Genomic DNA, 17,912 nt, shown 5'->3' with positions numbered 1-17,912 from the left:
GCCAGTTCTAAAGAACTGGCTTTTTAATTCATAAAAATATTGTCTTAGAAAATTTCTCTTCCTGCAAAGTGAAAAGCACCTTCAATAGCCGCGTTTTCGTCGCTATCAGAACCATGTACGGCATTTTCACCAATACTGGTAGCAAACATTTTACGTATAGTACCTTCTGCAGCATCAGCAGGGTTTGTAGCACCGATCAAAGCTCTAAAGTCTTCAACTGCATTTTCTTTTTCTAAAATTGCAGCTACAATAGGTCCTCTGGTCATAAACTCTACCAATTCACCAAAGAAAGGGCGCTCTCTATGCACACCATAAAATTCTTGTGCATCCCTTAAACTTAACTGTGTATATTTCATCGCTACGATTTTAAAACCAGCAGCAGTAATTTTTTCTAAAATAGCCCCAATATGTCCGTTTTCAACGGCATCTGGTTTAATCATTGTAAACGTTCTATTCGTACTCATATCTTAATTTTTGCGCAAAAATACGTTTTTCCACATATCTCACAACTATTCATAGACTTGTTCTAATTGCCCTAACACATTTCCGTTATCACCAACTATTTTAAAATCAACCGTTTTAGCCTTAAAATCAAATTCCAATATTCCGAAACTTTCGGTATAAACTACCTCTCCAACTCTGTATTTATTAGGTTCACCAGAAAATTCCCTATACGCATGTGTGAGCCCGCTACTGGTAAAATCAATTAAAGGATAATCTATACCCTCTAGATTGATTTTTGAAAATTCAGAAATATGGCGGTCTCCAGATAACACAACAACACCTTTAGGCTTAGTATCCTCTATTAATTTTGCCAGCCTATCCACTTCATGCGGAAAATTCCCCCAAGCCTCAAAACCATGTTCCTGAGATAGATATTGAATACTACTTACAATAATGTTGAAGTCTGCAGTAGAGTTTTGCAACTCCTTTTCTAGCCAGTTCCATTGTGTATCACCTAAAATAGTACCTACACCATACTCATTTGGTTTAATTCTCTTATCCGTTTCGGTATCTGGTGTAAGTGGTGTTCTAAAATATCTTGTATCTAAAAGTATAATACGGACCTCATGCCCATCAATTACATAATTTTTGGAATTATATACCCCTTTTCGTTTTCGCAACTCACTACTCTTAGGTACGTTCATAAAATTCAAAAACTCTTGCTGGCTGGCGGCTTTAGCCTTAAACTCAACACCTCCGTCATTCAACCCATAATCATGATCGTCCCATGTGCCTAAAACATCTGTTGTCTGAGCCAGTTTTTTATAACCAGGCTCCTTCTTTTGTTGATCATACATAGCCCTCAAAGCTTTCATATCATCTGTATCTGCATAGATGTTATCCCCACCCCAGATCCATACATCTGGTTCTGTATTAAGAATATCATCCCACAAAAGGTTAGGCAAATCAACCCTATTGCAAGATCCAAATGCAATTATAAAGTCTTTTTTTTCAGTTAAACCCTTTTTAGACGAACAAGAAACGAGCAGTAAACCCCAAATTAAAAAAGCAATTTTTTTCATGTAAAATAGTTAAGTCTGGGTAAAATTAAGGTATTCCATTTAAAGCCTATATTATTAAATTGTATCTTTGCCGCCATGAATTTAGAGCACTTGAACGCCCTTAAAAAGCTACTTTCATCACCAAAGAAAATAGCTATTATACCACATAAAAATCCTGATGGTGATGCCATTGGATCTACATTGGCACTTTGGCACTATTTATCCAACAATGGTCATTCAGCAACTATTGTAGCGCCCAACGACTTTCCAAAATTTTTAAAATGGATGCCCGGCGCACAACAGATATTAAATTTTGAAAGAGAAAATTCTCAATCCAAGACAGTAATCAACGAAGCGGATATAGTTTTCACACTAGACTTTAACCACTTAGGTCGCGTTGGTCAAATGAGTGAAATTTTAGAGTCGGCGCAGGCTACTTTTGTGATGGTAGACCACCACCAAGAACCTTCTGACTATGCCAGTATCATGTATTCTGATGTAAGCATGAGCTCTACATGTGAAATGGTATATGTACTCATTAATCAACTAGGTGATGAAAATAGCATTAGCCCAGATATGGCAAACTGTATCTATACGGGAATTATGACAGATACTGGTTCGTTTAAATTTGCAGCAACCACAAGTAATACACATAGAGTTGTAGCAGACCTTATGGACAAGGGTGCTGAAGGCACAGAAATTCATCATCGAATTTATGACACCAATTCCCCAAGCCGACTACATTTATTAGGTTGTGCGTTAAAGAATATGGTCATTTTAAACGAATATGCTACGGCATATATAACTTTGAGCCAAGATGAACTGGACAAATACAATTACCAAAAAGGAGATACAGAAGGTTTTGTAAACTACGGTTTAACCTTAGACGGTATTAAATTTGCCGTAATTTTTATTGAGAATAAAGAAGAAGGAATTTTTAAAATTTCTTTTAGGTCCGTTGGCGATTTTTCTGTCAACGACTTTGCAAGAAAACATTTTAATGGTGGCGGGCACACAAACGCCGCAGGAGGCAGAAGTGAAGACAATATAGCAGATACCATTGCCAAATTTACCGCGTTATTACCATTGTATAAGAATCAATTACAATCATGAGAATATTATCTATTCTATTTTTAGTTGTACTATTTAGCTGTTGTGATGGTCCTGAACCAAGAAAACCGGTACAGACCAAAAGCGGAAGCTTCTTTAAGGCATCTATAGAACGAAGCCGAAAGTTGCTAGAAGCCGAAGAAAAGAAAATTCAGGCGATTATTGAGTTAGATTCATTAAAACATTATGATCATAGCAAATCTGGCTCGTGGTATCATTATTTAACAGTAAATGAAACAAGTGACTACACACCTAAAACGGACGATTTGGTTGTATTTACTTATGATATATTAACATTGGACAATGACACCATTTACTCTAAGGAAGATATTGGTGTTGTTAATTACAAGGTAGATAAACAAGAATTATTCCTAGGCTTACGTGATGCCGTTAAAATGCTGAAAGAAAAGGAGCGCGCTACGTTTTTGTTTCCTTCCTCCATAGCCTTTGGTTATCATGGCGATGAAAATAAAATTGGCAGTAACGTTCCCCTTAAGTCTACCATAACAATTTTACAAATAGAAAAACAACAAGAAAATACAGTAAATTAAAATGACCATTATGATTAAAAAAATGTATTTGCTTGCAGTTATCGGTTTAATTATGACCAGCTGTAAGACTAGCAAAAGAGCAGACTTAGGTGACGGTTTATTCGCCGATATCAAAACCTCTAAGGGCGATATCATTGTTCGCCTAGAGCAAGAAAAAACACCCGTTACCGTCGCAAACTTTGTTTCTTTGGCAGAGGGTACAAATACTTTTGTGAGCGAAGAGTACAAAGACAAAAAGTATTATGACGGTTTAACCTTCCATAGGGTCATGAAAGACTTTATGATTCAAGGTGGCGACCCATTAGGTCAAGGTACCGGAAACCCTGGGTATAAATTCATGGACGAGTTCAATGATTCTTTGGTACACGACAGAAAAGGTATTTTGTCTATGGCAAATTCAGGACCCGCAACAAATGGTAGTCAATTCTTCATTACACATAAAGAAACACCTTGGTTAAACAACAAGCATTCTGTTTTTGGTGAGGTAGTGGAAGGTATGGACGTCGTGGATTCAATTGCCAATGTACCTGTAGGAGCAGGCAACAAACCGGTAGAACCGGTTATTATGAACACTATAGAAATAATTCGCAATGGCAAAGAAGCTCGTAAGTTCGATGCTGTACAGATTATGACCGATTATTTTGATGGTGAGGAAGAAAGACTGGCAGCCATAGAAAAGGAAAAAGCTGAGAAATTAGCTGCAGTGCAAAAAATAAAAGATGAGTTTGCAGCATCAATAGATGCTCAAAAGGCAAAAGCTAAAACGTTGCCATCCGGACTAAAGGTATTGACTTTGGAAAACGGTACCGGAGAAAAGCCAGCAATTGGCAATAAAGTTAATGTTATGTATGCCGGGTATTTAATGGATGGTTCCTTATTTGACAGTAACTATCAAGAAATAGCAGAAAAATATGGTGCTTTCGATGAAAGAAGATTGCAAGGTGGCGGCTACATGCCGGTACCAATGGACTATTCTCCTGAATCTCGTTTAATTGCGGGCTTTAGAGAAGGTCTTTTAACCATGAAGGTTGGTGATAAAGTACGTTTATTTATTCCGTCTCATTTAGGCTACGGTGAACAAGGTGGCGGACCAATACCACCAAATGCAGATTTGATCTTTGATCTTGAAATAACAGGTTTAACGGAGTAATAACTCCTCAGAATCAAAAAAGCCCTTTAGTGATATCACTAAAGGGCTTTTTTATTTAAAATAGAATTTCTAATTGGTACGTTTTAAAACTTCTAAAAGTAAACTCCAGAACTTTTGAACAGAAGTTATACTTACACGCTCATCTGGTGAATGCGCCCCTAAAATAGTTGGACCAAAACTGACCATATCCATTTCTGGATAATTTTGACCTAAAATACCACACTCCAAACCTGCATGACAAGCTACCACTCTAGGCTCCTCTTTAAATAAACTTACATATGTATCTTTTACTACAGTAAGAATCTCAGAATTAGGATTAGGGTTCCATCCAGGGTAATCTCCACTAAATTCAACATCAAATCCACTTAATTCAAACGCCGATCGTAAAGAATTGGCTAAATCCAATTTTGCCGAATTTACAGAAGAACGGGTTAAACAACCAATGGTTATCTTACCATCTTCTACCTTTACCTTGGCAATACTGTTTGAAGTCTCTACCAAGTCATCAATTGCCCCACTCATGGCATACACACCATTTTGTGCTGCATAAATGGCTTTGATCATTTTTTCTTGCGCACCTAGACCCATCACTCTTTTAGCTGGTTTTATATCTTCAATCTCAATAATCAAATTCGGCTCTTGTTCTTTTAGCTCCTGAATGATAACATTGGACAGTTCTTTTACTTTCTTTAAAAAACTATCTGCCTGTTTACGTACAATATTCAATTTACAAACACTTTCCCTGGGTATAGCATTTCTTAGACTACCACCGTTTAAAAAGCTAACGCGTACATTATGGTCTAACCCCAAGTATAGTAAACGGTTCATTATTTTATTGGCATTACCCCTGCCCCTATGAATATCCATTCCACTATGACCACCGGTTAAACCTTTAACGGTAATTTGAAATCCCGCATCGCCATGTGTGCCCTCTTTTTCATTATATGTTCTAGTAGCGGTCACATCTATTCCTCCGGCACAACCAATATCAATTTCATCGTCCTCTTCAGTGTCTAAGTTTAAGAGTATCTCCCCTTTTAAAACTCCCTCCTTTAAAGCAAATGCACCCGTCATACCCGTTTCTTCATCTATAGTAAACAAAGCTTCTAGTGGTGGGTGAGGTATATAATTACTTTCTAAAAGCGACATAATAGCGGCAACGCCCATACCATTATCAGCACCCAACGTAGTACCTTTTGCTTTAACCCAATCTCCTTCAACGAACATTTCTATGCCTTGGGTATTAAAATCAAATTCAGTATCCGCATTCTTTTGATGCACCATATCCAAATGACTTTGAAGGGTGACCATCTTTTTACCTTCCATACCTTCGGTAGCCGGTTTTCTAATAATAACATTACCTGCTTCATCAGAAAAAGTTTCCAAGCCCAGTTTACTTCCAAATTCCAGCATAAACGCAATTACCTCTTCTTCTTTTTTAGATGGTCTTGGCACTGCATTAAGCTTGGAAAAATTCCCCCAAACAGATGTGGGTTCTAGTTTATTGATTTCCATTCTACAATTTTCATGGTTAGATACCACAAAAGTACTCATAGAAAAAGGATTTCGCTATTTTTGGGTTAATGAAGATATCCTTTAAAACCTCCGTTGCCTTAACTATAATTCCTCAAATTATTGTTGTGAAATGGCTTGCTACCCGCACAGATTTAGTTGAACAATATTATAGCACAGGCATTTACCCCGTTATCTCTAATTTCTTCAGGCTTTTATTTGGATGGATTCCTTTTTCCATTGGTGACCTTTTATATTTCACATTGACATTTCTTGCCTTGTTTTATTTAGTTAGAAAAAGAAAACACATTTGGCGACATAAGTTGAAATTCTTGGAAAACGTGGGTATGGTACTAGCCGTTGTTTATTTTACGTATCATATTATGTGGGGCATGAACTACTACAGGGAACCCTTATCCCATAAATTACAACTTACCCCTAATAAAGAATATACCGACCTTTTAAAGTTTACAGAATTACTGATTCAAAAGACCAATGAATCTCAAGTATTCATTACCAAAGATTCTAGCTTAGCGGTAAAGATTCCCTACTCACAAAAAGAGATATTCAACAAAACCATAGATGGCTATAAACACCTTAAAACTATTCATCCGTTTCTTACCTATAACAACCCTAGTTTAAAAAGATCATTGTTCAGTACAGGACTTACATATATGGGTTATGCGGGGTATTTAAATCCATTCACGAACGAAGCTCAGGTAAATGACCTATTGCCCAATTTTAGATTTCCTTTTGTTGCAGGTCATGAAGTAGGACATCAATTGGGGTATTCCGCTGAAAACGAAACAAACTTTATTGGCTACTTGGTCACATCTAACAACAAAGATCCATATTTTAAATATGCTGCCTACGCCTATGCCCTTGGTTATTGTTTAAACGATGTTAGGCGAACTAATAAAGACGATTTTGACAGAATTATGTTAGCGCTAAATGATGGTGTAAAAAAGAACTTTCAAGAAATGGCCATTTTCTGGAATTCTTATGAAAACCCTATGGAACCCGTCTTTAAATCAATTTTTGATACGTTTTTAAAAGCTAACAATCAAAAAGAAGGTATAAGAAGCTATACCGCCGTGGTTCTATTTTTGGTTGCTTACCACAAAAACCATCCGCTTTAATCTACCTTCAAAAGTTCGTGATCTTAGAGCTTTATTTCGGGTCATTTTATAAAATATTAAGAAAATAATCATTATTCCTAATTACGGATATTTCAACTGTTAAACAAAAGTGAAATACACCGTATTTAGTGTATAATCCGTGTATTTTTAAAATACTAATTCAAACCAAACGTAATGAAAAAACTATTCTTTGCACTATGCCTACTCGGGTATGGTTCATTTTTAACTGCCCAAGATTATTTTCCGGAAAATGCCGGAGTAAAGGTCAACAATAACAATTATACCGCCTTTACCAACGCTAAAATCTATGTAACTCCAACACAAGTAATCGAAAAAGGAACTTTATTGATCCAACATGGAAAAGTGGTCAATGCATCAAGCAATGTCAATATTCCTAAAAATGCCGTGGTAATTGACTTGCAAGGTAAATCAATATATCCATCATTTATAGATGTATACTCAAAATTTGGGGTAGAACAAGCCAAAAGAAAACCAGGTCGTGGAAGATCCACCCAATATGAACCTTCTAGAGAAGGATATTATTGGAATGATCATATTATGCCGGAGAATAAGGCAATAGAAAAATTCACTTATGATGATAAGGAAGCCAAAACACTTAGAGCAGCTGGTTTTGGTGTAGTTAACTCTCACATACATGATGGTATTGCCAGAGGTACAGGTGTGCTTATAGCTTTAAATGGAAAGGGCACCAATGCCAATAGAATTTTAGACGATCGTTCTGCGCAGTATTTTTCACTAAGCAGAAGTATCACCAAAGCACAATCTTACCCAAGTTCACTAATGGGAACATTAGCATTATTAAGACAAATGTATAGTGATGCAGATTGGTACGCTAAAGGGAACGCCACCACAACAGATCTTTCTTTAGAAGCATTGAACAGTAATAAAAATTTGGTTCAGATTATTGAAGCCAAAGACAAATCGCACGACTTACGTGCCGATAAAATTGGCGATAGTTATGGTGTACAGTACACTATTTTAGGCGGTGGAAACGAGTTTGAACGTATTGAGGAAATTAAGGCCACCAATGCAAAATTCATTATACCTATAAATTTTCCAGATGCGTATGATGTATCTAACCCATATGCGGTTGACTATGTTTCTTTACAGGATATGCGTTATTGGAACCAAGCCCCATCTAACCCAAAAGTGTTAGCGGATAACGGAATAAAATTTTCGCTTACTACATATGATTTGAAATCTCCGGCTAATTTTAAGGAGAAATTAATAAAAGCCATAGATTATGGTCTTTCATCGACCAAGGCATTAGAAGCATTAACAACCGTTCCTGCAGAAATTCTAGGAAAATCAAATGAAATAGGGGCATTAAAGACAGGCTACCTTGCCAATTTTTTAATTTCATCTGGCGACATTTTTGACAAAACTACCACCTTGTATGAAAACTGGGTACAGGGAACAAAAAGCGTTATCAACGCTATGGACGTTAAAGACATTCGTGGGGATTACCAATTAATGGTTCAAGGAAACTCTTATGACGTAGTTATTTCAGGAGATGTTTCAAAACCTAAAATTGAAGTTAAGCAAGATACGACCAAACTAAGTTCAAAAATTGCATATGACAACAATTGGGTAACCCTTTCATTCGCTACAGATAAGGGTGAAAAAACCTATAGAATGATTAGTGCCGTTACCAATACATCAGATAACCTATCTGGGCGATTGGTTTTACCTGACGGAACCGAATCTAAATTTACGGCAACCAAATCAAAATCTTTTAACGAAAAAGAAACTGATAAAGAGAAAGCTGACAAATCTATACAGGTGGTACCGGTAACCTTCCCTAACGTTGGGTATGGCTTTGCCGCTAAACCAAAGGCACAAAATACCTTGTTCAAAAATGCTACGGTATGGACAAGTGAAGAAGCAGGTATTTTAAAAAACACTGATGTGCTGGTCAAAAACGGTAAAATAGTAAAAATAGGTAAAGACTTAGGTGCAGGTGGCGCAACGGTAATAGATGCTACAGGCAAACATTTAACCGCTGGTATTATAGATGAGCATAGCCATATTGCGGCGTTATCGGTAAACGAATCCGGTCAGAACAGTTCAGCAGAAGTTAAAATGGAAGATGTCGTAGACCCAGAGCATATGGGCATTTACAGATCACTTGCTGGTGGAGTTACCTCATTACAGTTACTGCACGGTTCGGCTAATCCTATTGGTGGTAGATCGGCTATATTAAAATTAAAATGGGGAGAAGAAGCTGATGGATTGATCTATGACAATTCACCTAAATTTATAAAGTTTGCTCTTGGTGAAAATGTAAAACAAAGTAACTGGGGTAGTTTTTCGCGTTTTCCTCAAACACGTATGGGTGTAGAACAGCTGTACATGAACTATTTCCAAAGAGCCAAGGAATATGACACCAAAAAGAAAAATGGTGAGCCATATCGTTATGATGAGGAAATGGAGGTTCTAGCCGAAATATTAAATGGTGAACGCTTTATAAGTTGCCACTCCTATGTACAAAGTGAAATCAATATGATGATGAAAGTTGCAGAGCACTTTGGATTCAGAATCAATACTTTCACCCACATTCTAGAAGGCTATAAAGTAGCCGATAAAATGGCGGAACATGGTGTTGGCGCAGGAACGTTCAGTGACTGGTGGGCGTATAAATTCGAAGTAAATGATGCTATACCTTACAACGCGGCAATTATGCAAAAACAAGGGGTTGTAACTGCCATAAACAGTGATGACAGAGAAATGATAAGAAGGCTGAACCAAGAAGCTGCCAAGACTATAAAGTATGGTGGCATGACGGAATTGGAAGCTTGGAAAATGGTTACCATAAACCCTGCTAAATTATTACACCTAGATGACCGTGTTGGTAGTATAAAAGAAGGTAAGGATGCTGATTTGGTATTGTGGTCCGGCAGTCCGTTATCGGTTTATTCAAAAGCCGAAAAAACAATGATCGAGGGTATTACCTATTTTGATTTAGAGACCGACAAAAAAAATCGCGAGGCCATCAAAAAAGAAAGAAATGAACTGGTCACTATGATGCTTAAAGAAAAAAGCAGCGGTAAAAAAACCCAAGGTCCTAAACAAAGTGTCAAAAGAGATTTCACTTGCGAAAGCCTTTAATAGTATAAGAAGTATTCAAAATATATAAAACTTTAAAAATGAAAAAATTAATAACCTTGATCATTGCCCTTGGCTTGGTATTACCGACTATAGCACAGCAGACACCGGGCAATAAACAAGCCGAAGCTATTACCATTGAAGGAGCAACGGCTCATTTGGGTAATGGCGAAGTCATTGAAAGTTCACTTATAATGTTCGAAGATGGCAAGATTACCTTTGTGGGTGATTCTAAAATGAGAATTGCAAGAAAAGGCAAAGTAATAGATGCAACAGGCAAACATGTTTATCCTGGCTTTATAGCGCCAGCGAAAACATTGGGACTGGTTGAGATCGATGCCGTGAGAGCTTCAAAAGATGAAGATGAAATTGGCGATTTTATTCCACATGTTAGAAGCTTAATAGCTTACAATGCAGAATCTAAAGTAGTAGAAAGCATGAGACCCAATGGAGTTTTAATTGGGCAAATAGCACCTTCTGGTGGTTTAATTTCAGGCACTTCAAGTATTGTACAGTTTGATGCATGGAATTGGGAAGATGCCGCTATAAAGGTTGATGACGGTATTCATTTAAACTGGCCAAGTACCTTTAAGCAAGGTCGTTGGTGGGCAGGTGAAGACCCAGGCTACAAACCAAACAAAGACTATCCGGAACAAATAGAAGCCATTGCTACCTTTCTAAAAAATTCAATAGCATATGGTAAATCAACTCCTAAAGAGGTAAACCCGGCTTATGCTGCCATGAAAGGTATTTTCGACGGTACCCAAAAACTATATGTTCATGCAGATGACGAAAAGCAAATTATAGACGCTGTAAACACTTTAAAAACAAATGGTGTAAAAGAAGTTGTATTGATCGGTGGATACCATGCTTATAAAATTCCAGAATTTTTAAAGAGTAATGATATTCCTGTTTTAGTACAGTATACACATAATCTTCCGGTGTTTGATGATGATGATTATGACCTTCCCTACAAACTTCCTAAATTGTTAGTAGATGCTGGTTTGTTAGTGGGAATTCAAAATTCAGACGCGGTAAACTTTCAAACTAGAAATTTACCTTTCTATGCGGGTCAAGCCGCGCAACAGGGGTTGGACAAGGAAAAAGCCGTTCAACTACTGACCGGAAATACAGCCAAAATTTTAGGTATTGATGACCAATATGGCACTTTAGAAAATGGTAAGAGCGCTACTCTATTTATTTCTGAAGGTGATGCTCTTGATATGGCCGGAAACATTTTAACCCACGCTTTCATAGACGGCAGAACAGTTTCTTTAGAGACACACCAAACTGAACTTTGGAAACGCTACATGGGTAAATACGAAGGCAAATAATTCCCAATTACAACATTGAACAAAAGAGGCTGCCTTATTCAGGGCAGCCTCTTTTATTTAGTATATTCTATACAATTAATTATCTCTTAGCTAGCACATACCCTAAATATCCCATTGGCATATAGGCTACAATAATATCTAAAGCCGTAAACCACATTGGTCCGCCAAGCATAGCTATATTGACCGTACCTCCTATCAAAAAAAACAACCCTACCAAAAGTGCCATAAGCATTTTTTTACCAGCAGCGATTTTAGCGGCTACGAAAGCTCCTACCAATGTACCTAACGCATGTGCCAAAAAAGGAAAGATAAAATGTTTGGGTTCAAACAAATGCATTGTTGACTTTAACCCTTCCATAGTAGTAATGTCTCCTCCTTCAGGTGGTGGAATAATAGAACCACTTATCATAATTATTCCCATATTCACCATACTGCCTATAATAACTCCGGCAACGACAGCCAAAACGTTTTTTAATATTGGATTCATATCAAAAGATTTAATTGGTTACTATCTGGTCTTAACAAAGCGTACCACCTCTCCTACTTCATAAGTATTTTCCTTAGGCTCTAAACAAACAAAACCATCGGCCTTGGTCAAACTGGTTAAATCACCTGAGCCATTTTCTATGACCGGTGCCCCCCAAACAACTCCTTCTTTCAACTCCGTTTTTACATGTATAATTCTAGTTAATGGCGGTACTATTTTTAAAGGAACACCTAGCTTAATATACAAATTTTCTATCTGAATACCCCAAGAAGCATACAACCACGGTAAAAAATAAAGATGATAATTAGCAAAAGTAGAGACAGGATTACCGGGGAATGAAAAAACCACAGTCTTTAATTTAGCATGTACACCAAACCAAAAAGGTTTCCCGGGTCTTTGTGCTACCCTATGAAACACCTTTTCTACACCAAGGAATTCCATAACATCCGGAATAAAATCAAACTTACCCTTAGATACGCCTCCACTTAATAACAGAACGTCATTTTTAATCAACGCCTTCTCCAATGCAGTTTTAATACTTTCTTTATCATCTAAAAGGTGTAACGAATTTGAAGGTATTTTACTGTTCAATAATGCCGCCTCAATGGTCAGCATATTTGATTTTCTAATTTGATGCGGTTCTGGCAACTGGTCAACCTCAACCAATTCATTACCGGTTGCTATGGTACAAATGTTCGGGTTCACTTTTACCTTTACCACAGATTTACCCACAGAAGCCAGAACACCTATTTCAGCAGGTGTAATCTTAATTCCTTTAGAAAGAACTACGGCACCCGCCTTTTCGTCACTGCCTTTGTAGTGAATATTTTGGCCTTTGGTAACTATTTCGTTAATGGTAACCTTGTTATCTTTAATAGTGATATGTTCATACATAATCACGGTATCGCAATGTTTAGGAACTACCGCACCCGTCATGACCTCTAAACAATGATTTGTATCATTTAAGGTTTGCTGGGCAACACCTGCCGCAGCTACCCCTTCAATGGTATAAGCATGTCCGTTTTCCAACATACTTGAAAATTGAATGGCAATGCCATCTTTGGTAGCCCGATCAAAAGGTGGAAAATCACGATCTGCAAGAACATCTTCAGCTAAAACTCTGTTTAAGCTGTCTATCAGTTTCACCTTTTCTGCTCCCAAGTCTAAGCGATGATCAATTACTTTTTCAAATGCTTCTTTAAATGTAATCATAGAATTAAAGGTAAAATTATAATGTAAACTTCTATTAAATGGACATCATCAAATCAAGATGAAAACAAACTTAAACCGTTGACCAACAACACTCTTACACCCACCACAAAAACAAGAAGTGCGGTTACTCTTTTAATTCCATTGGCAGAAAGTTTCTTTAAACTAATGCGAATACCCAACTGCCCCCCAAGAAGAACAGCTATAACCAAACATAAGGTTTCTTTTAAAGGTAATGAAAGTGCATTGCTGGTAATTAAACCAAGTAAACCCGAGATAGAGTTGACCAATATAAAGAAGCTAGCAAGGGCAGCAATTTTAATAGCCTTTTTCCATCGTAAATGATTTAAGATCGGAGCCAAAAAAATACCGCCTCCAATTCCTACCAATCCAGATAAAAAACCTATTCCAGCACCTAATAAGTAACTCATATAATTTGGATAGTCATGTACTTCGTTCTTTGCGTTGTTCAGTTCAAATGTCTGAATAGCCAAGAATAAAGCTGAAAGGATAAGGGAGCACCCAAGAATAATAAAAAACACACTTTCCTTAAGACGAAAGGTAGCTCCAATATACGCCAAAGGAATACTAGTTAACACAAACGGCAGAAAATCCTTGAATTTTGCATGTCCATTTTTAAAATAAAGATAGGTACTACCGGAAACCACCACCAAATTGCAAACCAATGCTATGGACCTAATGGCAAAAAAGCTGGTCAAAAAAAGAGTCAATAGCGCTAAATAACTAGATCCACCACCAAAACCGACCGAAGAATATAAGGTAGCTATGATAAAAAAACCAACACATAAAAGCAGTAATTGCTCAATAGGTATCAACATAATTTTTCATCTGGTTCATGCCTCCGACCACATTTACAAAATCTTTACCAGGATATAGTTCTTGCAGCGTGGCTATTGCCTTTTTACTGCGCACGCCAGACTGACAAATAACGTAAACAGTTTCTTCTAAATTCAACTCGCTACTTCTATCTGCCAACTCGCTCAGAGGTATGTGCTTAACCTGGTCAATATGCTGCCTTTGATACTCTTTTGATGTACGAACATCTAACAATTCAATAGCCCCTTCTGAAAGCAGCTGTTGAAGGGCATTGGCTTCAATAGATTTTAATGGTAAATCACAGTTAAATTCATAACTTTTCTCCAGAACCTTAATCTCATTATGACCAGGCTGTAACTTAAATCTAATACGTTGGGTACGTTGGGTAAGTGTATCACACAAAAGTAAAATACCAGTTAAAACTTCCCCTAGATCCGTTATTATTTTTATTGCTTCCAATGCCTGTAAGTTTCCAATGATTCCCGGTAAAATTCCCAAGACTCCGTTTTCATTACAATTGGGTACAGCATCGGCAGCCGGCATGGTAGGGTACAAACAACGATATGTTGGTCCGCCTTTATAATTAAAAACACTTACCTGCCCTTCAAAAGCATGCAAAGCCCCGTAGACAAATGGCTTATTCAATATAACACAAGCATCGTTTATAAGATACCTTGTCGGAAAATTATCTGTAGCATCAACAACAAGATCATATCCTTCAATAATTTCAAGAGCATTATCAACAGTCAAAAAAGTATGATATGTTCGTATTTCGGTAGATGAATTTTGGGCAGATAATTGACTTTTAACCGCTTCAACTTTAGAAATACCCACCATAGCTTCTGTAAACAACACTTGACGGTGAAGGTTGGATAATGAAACTACATCTGCATCTACAACACCAAGGGTACCTACCCCCATGGCATTTAAATAAGTCAATACAGGAATACCTAGACCGCCAGCACCTACTACCAGTACTTTTGCCTTCTGTAATTTCTGTTGCCCTTCAATTCCAAAACCCGCTAAAGTGATTTGCCTCTGGTAACGATCTTGGTTCATAATGAAATTTTTAGCAATGCCTCTTCATATTCTGCCTTGGAATTCGCATTTAACAATACTTCTTTATGTTCTGGGAATACCAAATGAACATCTGCATTGATCAAAAATTTTCTAGGACATGAACCATTGCCCGCCTCTAAGTAGGCGACCGATCGTTTTAGAGCCTCTGGCTCCCAAATAGCACAAAGTGGTTCTGGCAACGGGTTTTGCTTGTCGGCAAAAGCACTGGCTATTTTGCCTGTATTTCTTGATGCGATTAATTCTTCCAAAGCTTTTTTATCCATTAAAGGCAGATCGCAGGCCAGAACCAACCAAGCTGCATCTGGGTGGGCTTTATGTGCAGAAAGCAAACCATTATAGGGTCCGCGAAACTCATCTTTATCAACTATAGTATCAAAAGCATTTGAAATTTCATCTTTTTGGTCTTTGCGGATACTTAAAAATGTTTGGTCACAAACCTCATTCAACAATGAATATAAATGCTCACGTTGTGGAAGTTCATGATATTTGATCAAACCCTTATCTTCTCCCATCCTAGTACTTTTCCCTCCGGATAGCACTAGCCCATATAACTTATCTTTGGAAATCATTTTTTCCTCCTGTTTTTTGTTCTAGTTGAATTGTACCGATTACAATATCTTGAGAAAGGGCCTTACACATATCATAAATGGTCAAAGCAGCAACTGATACACCAGTTAATGCCTCCATTTCCACTCCCGTTTTCTCATTACATTTTACAGTACATGTTATTTGAAAAGCGTTTACAGAAGGAGTGATATCGATATTGATTTTAGACAAGTTTATCTGATGACAAAGAGGTATTAGCTCAGACGTTTTCTTTACACCTTGTATACCTGCTATAACAGCAGTTTGCACAATACTTCCCTTTTTACCAACAAAATCTTGATCAGACAAAGATTTAAAAACCTCTGAAGGAAATTGTATAGTACCACTAGCAATGGCAGTACGTACCGATGCTGTTTTTTGAGAAACATCTACCATGGTAGCATTCCCAGATTCATCTATATGTGATAATTTCTTCTGCATTAGCCTCCTATTGAAGTCATTGAATTACTGAATACGTCCTTATATTTTTCTTGCGCCTCAAAACCAGTTTTAGCACGACTGCCTACAGCCTTTAAAATTTCTTTTTTGATATTTTCCTCCATATCATCCGCTCTCATTATATCTCTAAGATTTGCGCTTGCTTTAGCATACAAACAAGAAATAACATCACCTGTTGCCGAAATTCTTAAACGATTACAACTACCGCAAAATGTTCTACTAAAAGATGGGATTACTCCAAAAGTTCCTTTAAAACCTGGAATTTTATAATTTATAGACGTTGATGTCTTTGGAGATTCCAATTTATAATAATCTGGGTGTGCGCTTTTAATATGCCCTAGAATAGTTTTAAAATCCCACTTTATAGTCTGAAATTCTTTAGACCCACCGTTAAAAGGCATTTCTTCCAAAAAGCGAACCGAAACATTGTAATGTTTGGTTAGTTCAAGCATGGGTAAAATATCATCTGTATTCTGACCATCTAACGCAATAAAATTGATACGAACATTAAACCCTTCGGTTATTAAACGAATCATGTTATTATATACAACATCATACTGATTGCGACGTGTAATTCGTTCAAAAGTCTCACGATTAATGGCATCCATGCTTACGTTAATGTTCTTAATGCCCAATTGCTTTAATTCATCTATATATGGACCTATTAAAGTAGCGTTGGTTGTAACAGAGATATCTTTTAGACCGTTTAATTTAGATAAGCTTCTCAGCAAAACCATAAGATCCTTGCGTACAAAGGGTTCGCCACCAGTTATTCTAATCTTATCTATTCCTTGAGAAACCACAATTTCACTTAACCTCACAAGCTCATCTATAGTAAACAACTTATCATTTTTAGCAAAGTTTATCCCCTCTTCTGGCATACAATAATTGCAACGCAGGTTGCAACGATCTGTCACTGCCAATCTCAGGTAATTAATTGCTCTATTATGGTTATCTACTAACATACTTTTAAAAATACAAGTTCAAGAATCAAATTCGAGTTCAATAACATCTATACTCCAATCTCTTTACTCTTTTATCTAATTTCTATTCTCTATTTTCTAACTTCTCTTTTACAAAAATCACGGATGTGCCGAAACCCAAACAGATTTATTTTTGAATTTCTCTTTTTTCCAAATAGGAACTGTTTCTTTTAGTGTATCTATTAAAAACCTGCATGCCTCAAAACAAGCATCTCTATGCGCAGAAGATGCCCCTACAACCACAACGGGCTCTTCAACCCCTTTTTCGCCTACGGCATGTCGCATGACTACCTTGTTCAAAGTCCATTTTTCAAAAGCTTTATCCGCAATTTTATCCATCTCTTTCAATGCCATTGCCTGGTACGTTTCAAACTCCAGGGCAACCACTGTTTCATTATTGGTAAACTCGCGTACAGCACCTACAAAAACACAAATTCCGCCACTTTTGGCATCGCTCAACTCTGCATATACCTTTGCCGTATCTATATCATTAACAATTTCTATTACTTTCTTCATTAGCCTCCGCTTACAGGTGGTATAATTGCAATTTCCTCATTACCGGTCAAAACCAAAGTATCATCTGCATACTCGCTATTAACGGCAACCGCTAACGAATTCAGCTTAGAAAACTCAGGGTAAGCATCTATTAATTTCTTCTTTAACGAGCCAACGTTAGCCGGCTTTAATTCTTCATTAAAGTTAATCTCAGAACTACCCACGATGTCCTTGGTAATACCGAAAAAAAGTACATTCATATCCGTCTAAAATTAGATAAATTCCAAGTTAGGCATAAAAAATAAGGTGCCATAAAAATGGCACCTATTTTAAAAAAATTATATGATTTT

The 17,912-nt window shown here is 37.1% G+C and carries 18 protein-coding genes; 6 read left to right on the top strand and 12 right to left on the bottom strand.

Annotated features, from left to right (window positions below):
* Positions 1 to 44: 44 nt before the first annotated feature.
* The gene (locus VBZ51_RS13280; RefSeq protein ID WP_071341764.1) at positions 45 to 464 is read right to left on the bottom strand and encodes a nucleoside-diphosphate kinase; all 420 of its coding nucleotides are present in this window, start codon (positions 462 to 464) and stop codon (positions 45 to 47) included.
* A gap of 45 nt (positions 465 to 509) precedes the next feature.
* Entirely contained in the window at positions 510 to 1,526 is a 1,017-nt protein-coding gene (locus VBZ51_RS13275; protein ID WP_416577236.1) for an alkaline phosphatase D family protein, read from the bottom strand.
* A 75-nt stretch (positions 1,527 to 1,601) separates the two neighbouring features.
* Between VBZ51_RS13275 and VBZ51_RS13270 the strand changes: the two genes are divergently transcribed.
* From VBZ51_RS13270 to VBZ51_RS13260, 3 genes are read left to right on the top strand one after another with little or no spacing between them, the layout of a single operon-like run.
* Positions 1,602 to 2,618, top strand: coding sequence for a DHH family phosphoesterase (locus VBZ51_RS13270; RefSeq protein WP_416577235.1), 1,017 nt, complete (start codon positions 1,602 to 1,604; stop codon positions 2,616 to 2,618).
* Positions 2,615 to 3,166, top strand: a complete 552-nt coding sequence (gldI, locus tag VBZ51_RS13265) for a gliding motility-associated peptidyl-prolyl isomerase GldI (protein WP_321826940.1) — start codon at positions 2,615 to 2,617, stop codon at positions 3,164 to 3,166. The genes VBZ51_RS13270 and gldI overlap by 4 nt, the downstream gene beginning before the upstream one ends.
* Before the next feature lie 13 nt (positions 3,167 to 3,179).
* Positions 3,180 to 4,316, top strand: a complete 1,137-nt coding sequence (locus tag VBZ51_RS13260) for a peptidylprolyl isomerase (RefSeq protein WP_416577451.1) — start codon at positions 3,180 to 3,182, stop codon at positions 4,314 to 4,316.
* Positions 4,317 to 4,385: 69 nt separating this feature from the next.
* Here VBZ51_RS13260 and VBZ51_RS13255 read toward each other — a convergent pair whose 3' ends face one another.
* Positions 4,386 to 5,870 carry an aminoacyl-histidine dipeptidase gene (locus VBZ51_RS13255; protein WP_416577234.1) on the bottom strand — a complete coding sequence of 495 codons (1,485 nt, stop codon included), beginning with the start codon at positions 5,868 to 5,870 and terminating at the stop codon, positions 4,386 to 4,388.
* Positions 5,871 to 5,899: 29 nt separating this feature from the next.
* On the opposite strand from VBZ51_RS13255, the gene VBZ51_RS13250 reads away from it, so the two are divergent.
* The 3 genes from VBZ51_RS13250 to VBZ51_RS13240 all read left to right on the top strand — a co-directional run bounded on the left by VBZ51_RS13250 (position 5,900) and on the right by VBZ51_RS13240 (position 11,427).
* On the top strand, positions 5,900 to 6,967 hold the full coding sequence (locus tag VBZ51_RS13250) for a DUF3810 domain-containing protein (protein ID WP_416577233.1): 1,068 nt from the start codon (positions 5,900 to 5,902) through the stop codon (positions 6,965 to 6,967).
* Positions 6,968 to 7,141: 174 nt separating this feature from the next.
* Positions 7,142 to 10,096, top strand: a complete 2,955-nt coding sequence (locus tag VBZ51_RS13245) for an amidohydrolase family protein (RefSeq protein ID WP_416577232.1) — start codon at positions 7,142 to 7,144, stop codon at positions 10,094 to 10,096.
* A 38-nt stretch (positions 10,097 to 10,134) separates the two neighbouring features.
* Entirely contained in the window at positions 10,135 to 11,427 is a 1,293-nt protein-coding gene (locus tag VBZ51_RS13240) for an amidohydrolase family protein (protein WP_416577231.1), read from the top strand.
* 79 nt (positions 11,428 to 11,506) lie between these two features.
* Here VBZ51_RS13240 and VBZ51_RS13235 read toward each other — a convergent pair whose 3' ends face one another.
* From VBZ51_RS13235 to VBZ51_RS13195, 9 genes are all read right to left on the bottom strand, one after another.
* On the bottom strand, positions 11,507 to 11,914 hold the full coding sequence (locus VBZ51_RS13235; protein ID WP_058103342.1) for a hypothetical protein: 408 nt from the start codon (positions 11,912 to 11,914) through the stop codon (positions 11,507 to 11,509).
* Between the two features lie 21 nt (positions 11,915 to 11,935).
* Positions 11,936 to 13,126 carry a molybdopterin molybdotransferase MoeA gene (locus VBZ51_RS13230; RefSeq protein ID WP_416577230.1) on the bottom strand — a complete coding sequence of 397 codons (1,191 nt, stop codon included), beginning with the start codon at positions 13,124 to 13,126 and terminating at the stop codon, positions 11,936 to 11,938.
* Between the two features lie 53 nt (positions 13,127 to 13,179).
* Positions 13,180 to 13,962, bottom strand: a complete 783-nt coding sequence (locus VBZ51_RS13225) for a sulfite exporter TauE/SafE family protein (protein ID WP_416577229.1) — start codon at positions 13,960 to 13,962, stop codon at positions 13,180 to 13,182.
* The gene (gene moeB, locus VBZ51_RS13220) at positions 13,946 to 15,019 is read right to left on the bottom strand and encodes a HesA/MoeB/ThiF family protein (protein ID WP_091605505.1); all 1,074 of its coding nucleotides are present in this window, start codon (positions 15,017 to 15,019) and stop codon (positions 13,946 to 13,948) included. Before moeB ends, VBZ51_RS13225 begins: the two co-directional genes overlap by 17 nt.
* A complete protein-coding gene (locus tag VBZ51_RS13215) occupies positions 15,016 to 15,609 on the bottom strand; it encodes an NTP transferase domain-containing protein (protein WP_091605507.1) in 594 nt (197 codons plus the stop codon). Before VBZ51_RS13215 ends, moeB begins: the two co-directional genes overlap by 4 nt.
* A complete protein-coding gene (gene moaC, locus VBZ51_RS13210; protein WP_058103347.1) occupies positions 15,593 to 16,066 on the bottom strand; it encodes a cyclic pyranopterin monophosphate synthase MoaC in 474 nt (157 codons plus the stop codon). Before moaC ends, VBZ51_RS13215 begins: the two co-directional genes overlap by 17 nt.
* Positions 16,066 to 17,049, bottom strand: coding sequence for a GTP 3',8-cyclase MoaA (moaA, locus tag VBZ51_RS13205; protein WP_416577228.1), 984 nt, complete (start codon positions 17,047 to 17,049; stop codon positions 16,066 to 16,068). Before moaA ends, moaC begins: the two co-directional genes overlap by 1 nt.
* A gap of 117 nt (positions 17,050 to 17,166) precedes the next feature.
* Positions 17,167 to 17,583: a molybdenum cofactor biosynthesis protein MoaE gene (locus tag VBZ51_RS13200; RefSeq protein ID WP_416577227.1), complete on the bottom strand. Its 417-nt coding sequence runs from the start codon at positions 17,581 to 17,583 to the stop codon at positions 17,167 to 17,169.
* Complete coding sequence (locus tag VBZ51_RS13195) at positions 17,583 to 17,822, bottom strand: MoaD/ThiS family protein (RefSeq protein WP_416577226.1); 240 nt, start codon at positions 17,820 to 17,822, stop codon at positions 17,583 to 17,585. Before VBZ51_RS13195 ends, VBZ51_RS13200 begins: the two co-directional genes overlap by 1 nt.
* Between the last annotated feature and the right edge of the window lie 90 nt (positions 17,823 to 17,912).

Source organism: Maribacter sp. HS (assembly GCF_048059195.1).
GTDB classification, from domain to species: Bacteria; Bacteroidota; Bacteroidia; order Flavobacteriales; family Flavobacteriaceae; genus Maribacter; species Maribacter dokdonensis.
Note: the sequence above shows the minus strand (reverse complement) of the source record. Positions and strands in the feature narration are given on the sequence as shown.

Bases quoted from the DNA above. Each gene is read 5' to 3' on its own strand.
- VBZ51_RS13250 (WP_416577233.1), top strand. From the start codon at position 5,900: ATGAAGATATCCTTTAAAACCTCCGTTGCCTTAACTATAATTCCTCAA.
- VBZ51_RS13280 (WP_071341764.1), bottom strand. From the start codon at position 464: ATGAGTACGAATAGAACGTTTACAATGATTAAACCAGATGCCGTTGAA.
- VBZ51_RS13235 (WP_058103342.1), bottom strand. From the start codon at position 11,914: ATGAATCCAATATTAAAAAACGTTTTGGCTGTCGTTGCCGGAGTTATT.
- VBZ51_RS13270 (WP_416577235.1), top strand. From the start codon at position 1,602: ATGAATTTAGAGCACTTGAACGCCCTTAAAAAGCTACTTTCATCACCA.
- moeB (WP_091605505.1), bottom strand. From the start codon at position 15,019: ATGAACCAAGATCGTTACCAGAGGCAAATCACTTTAGCGGGTTTTGGA.
- VBZ51_RS13225 (WP_416577229.1), bottom strand. From the start codon at position 13,962: ATGTTGATACCTATTGAGCAATTACTGCTTTTATGTGTTGGTTTTTTT.
- VBZ51_RS13255 (WP_416577234.1), bottom strand. From the start codon at position 5,870: ATGAGTACTTTTGTGGTATCTAACCATGAAAATTGTAGAATGGAAATC.
- VBZ51_RS13240 (WP_416577231.1), top strand. From the start codon at position 10,135: ATGAAAAAATTAATAACCTTGATCATTGCCCTTGGCTTGGTATTACCG.
- VBZ51_RS13195 (WP_416577226.1), bottom strand. From the start codon at position 17,822: ATGAATGTACTTTTTTTCGGTATTACCAAGGACATCGTGGGTAGTTCT.
- VBZ51_RS13215 (WP_091605507.1), bottom strand. From the start codon at position 15,609: ATGATTTCCAAAGATAAGTTATATGGGCTAGTGCTATCCGGAGGGAAA.
- gldI (WP_321826940.1), top strand. From the start codon at position 2,615: ATGAGAATATTATCTATTCTATTTTTAGTTGTACTATTTAGCTGTTGT.
- VBZ51_RS13245 (WP_416577232.1), top strand. From the start codon at position 7,142: ATGAAAAAACTATTCTTTGCACTATGCCTACTCGGGTATGGTTCATTT.
- VBZ51_RS13275 (WP_416577236.1), bottom strand. From the start codon at position 1,526: ATGAAAAAAATTGCTTTTTTAATTTGGGGTTTACTGCTCGTTTCTTGT.
- VBZ51_RS13200 (WP_416577227.1), bottom strand. From the start codon at position 17,583: ATGAAGAAAGTAATAGAAATTGTTAATGATATAGATACGGCAAAGGTA.
- moaC (WP_058103347.1), bottom strand. From the start codon at position 16,066: ATGCAGAAGAAATTATCACATATAGATGAATCTGGGAATGCTACCATG.
- moaA (WP_416577228.1), bottom strand. From the start codon at position 17,049: ATGTTAGTAGATAACCATAATAGAGCAATTAATTACCTGAGATTGGCA.
- VBZ51_RS13230 (WP_416577230.1), bottom strand. From the start codon at position 13,126: ATGATTACATTTAAAGAAGCATTTGAAAAAGTAATTGATCATCGCTTA.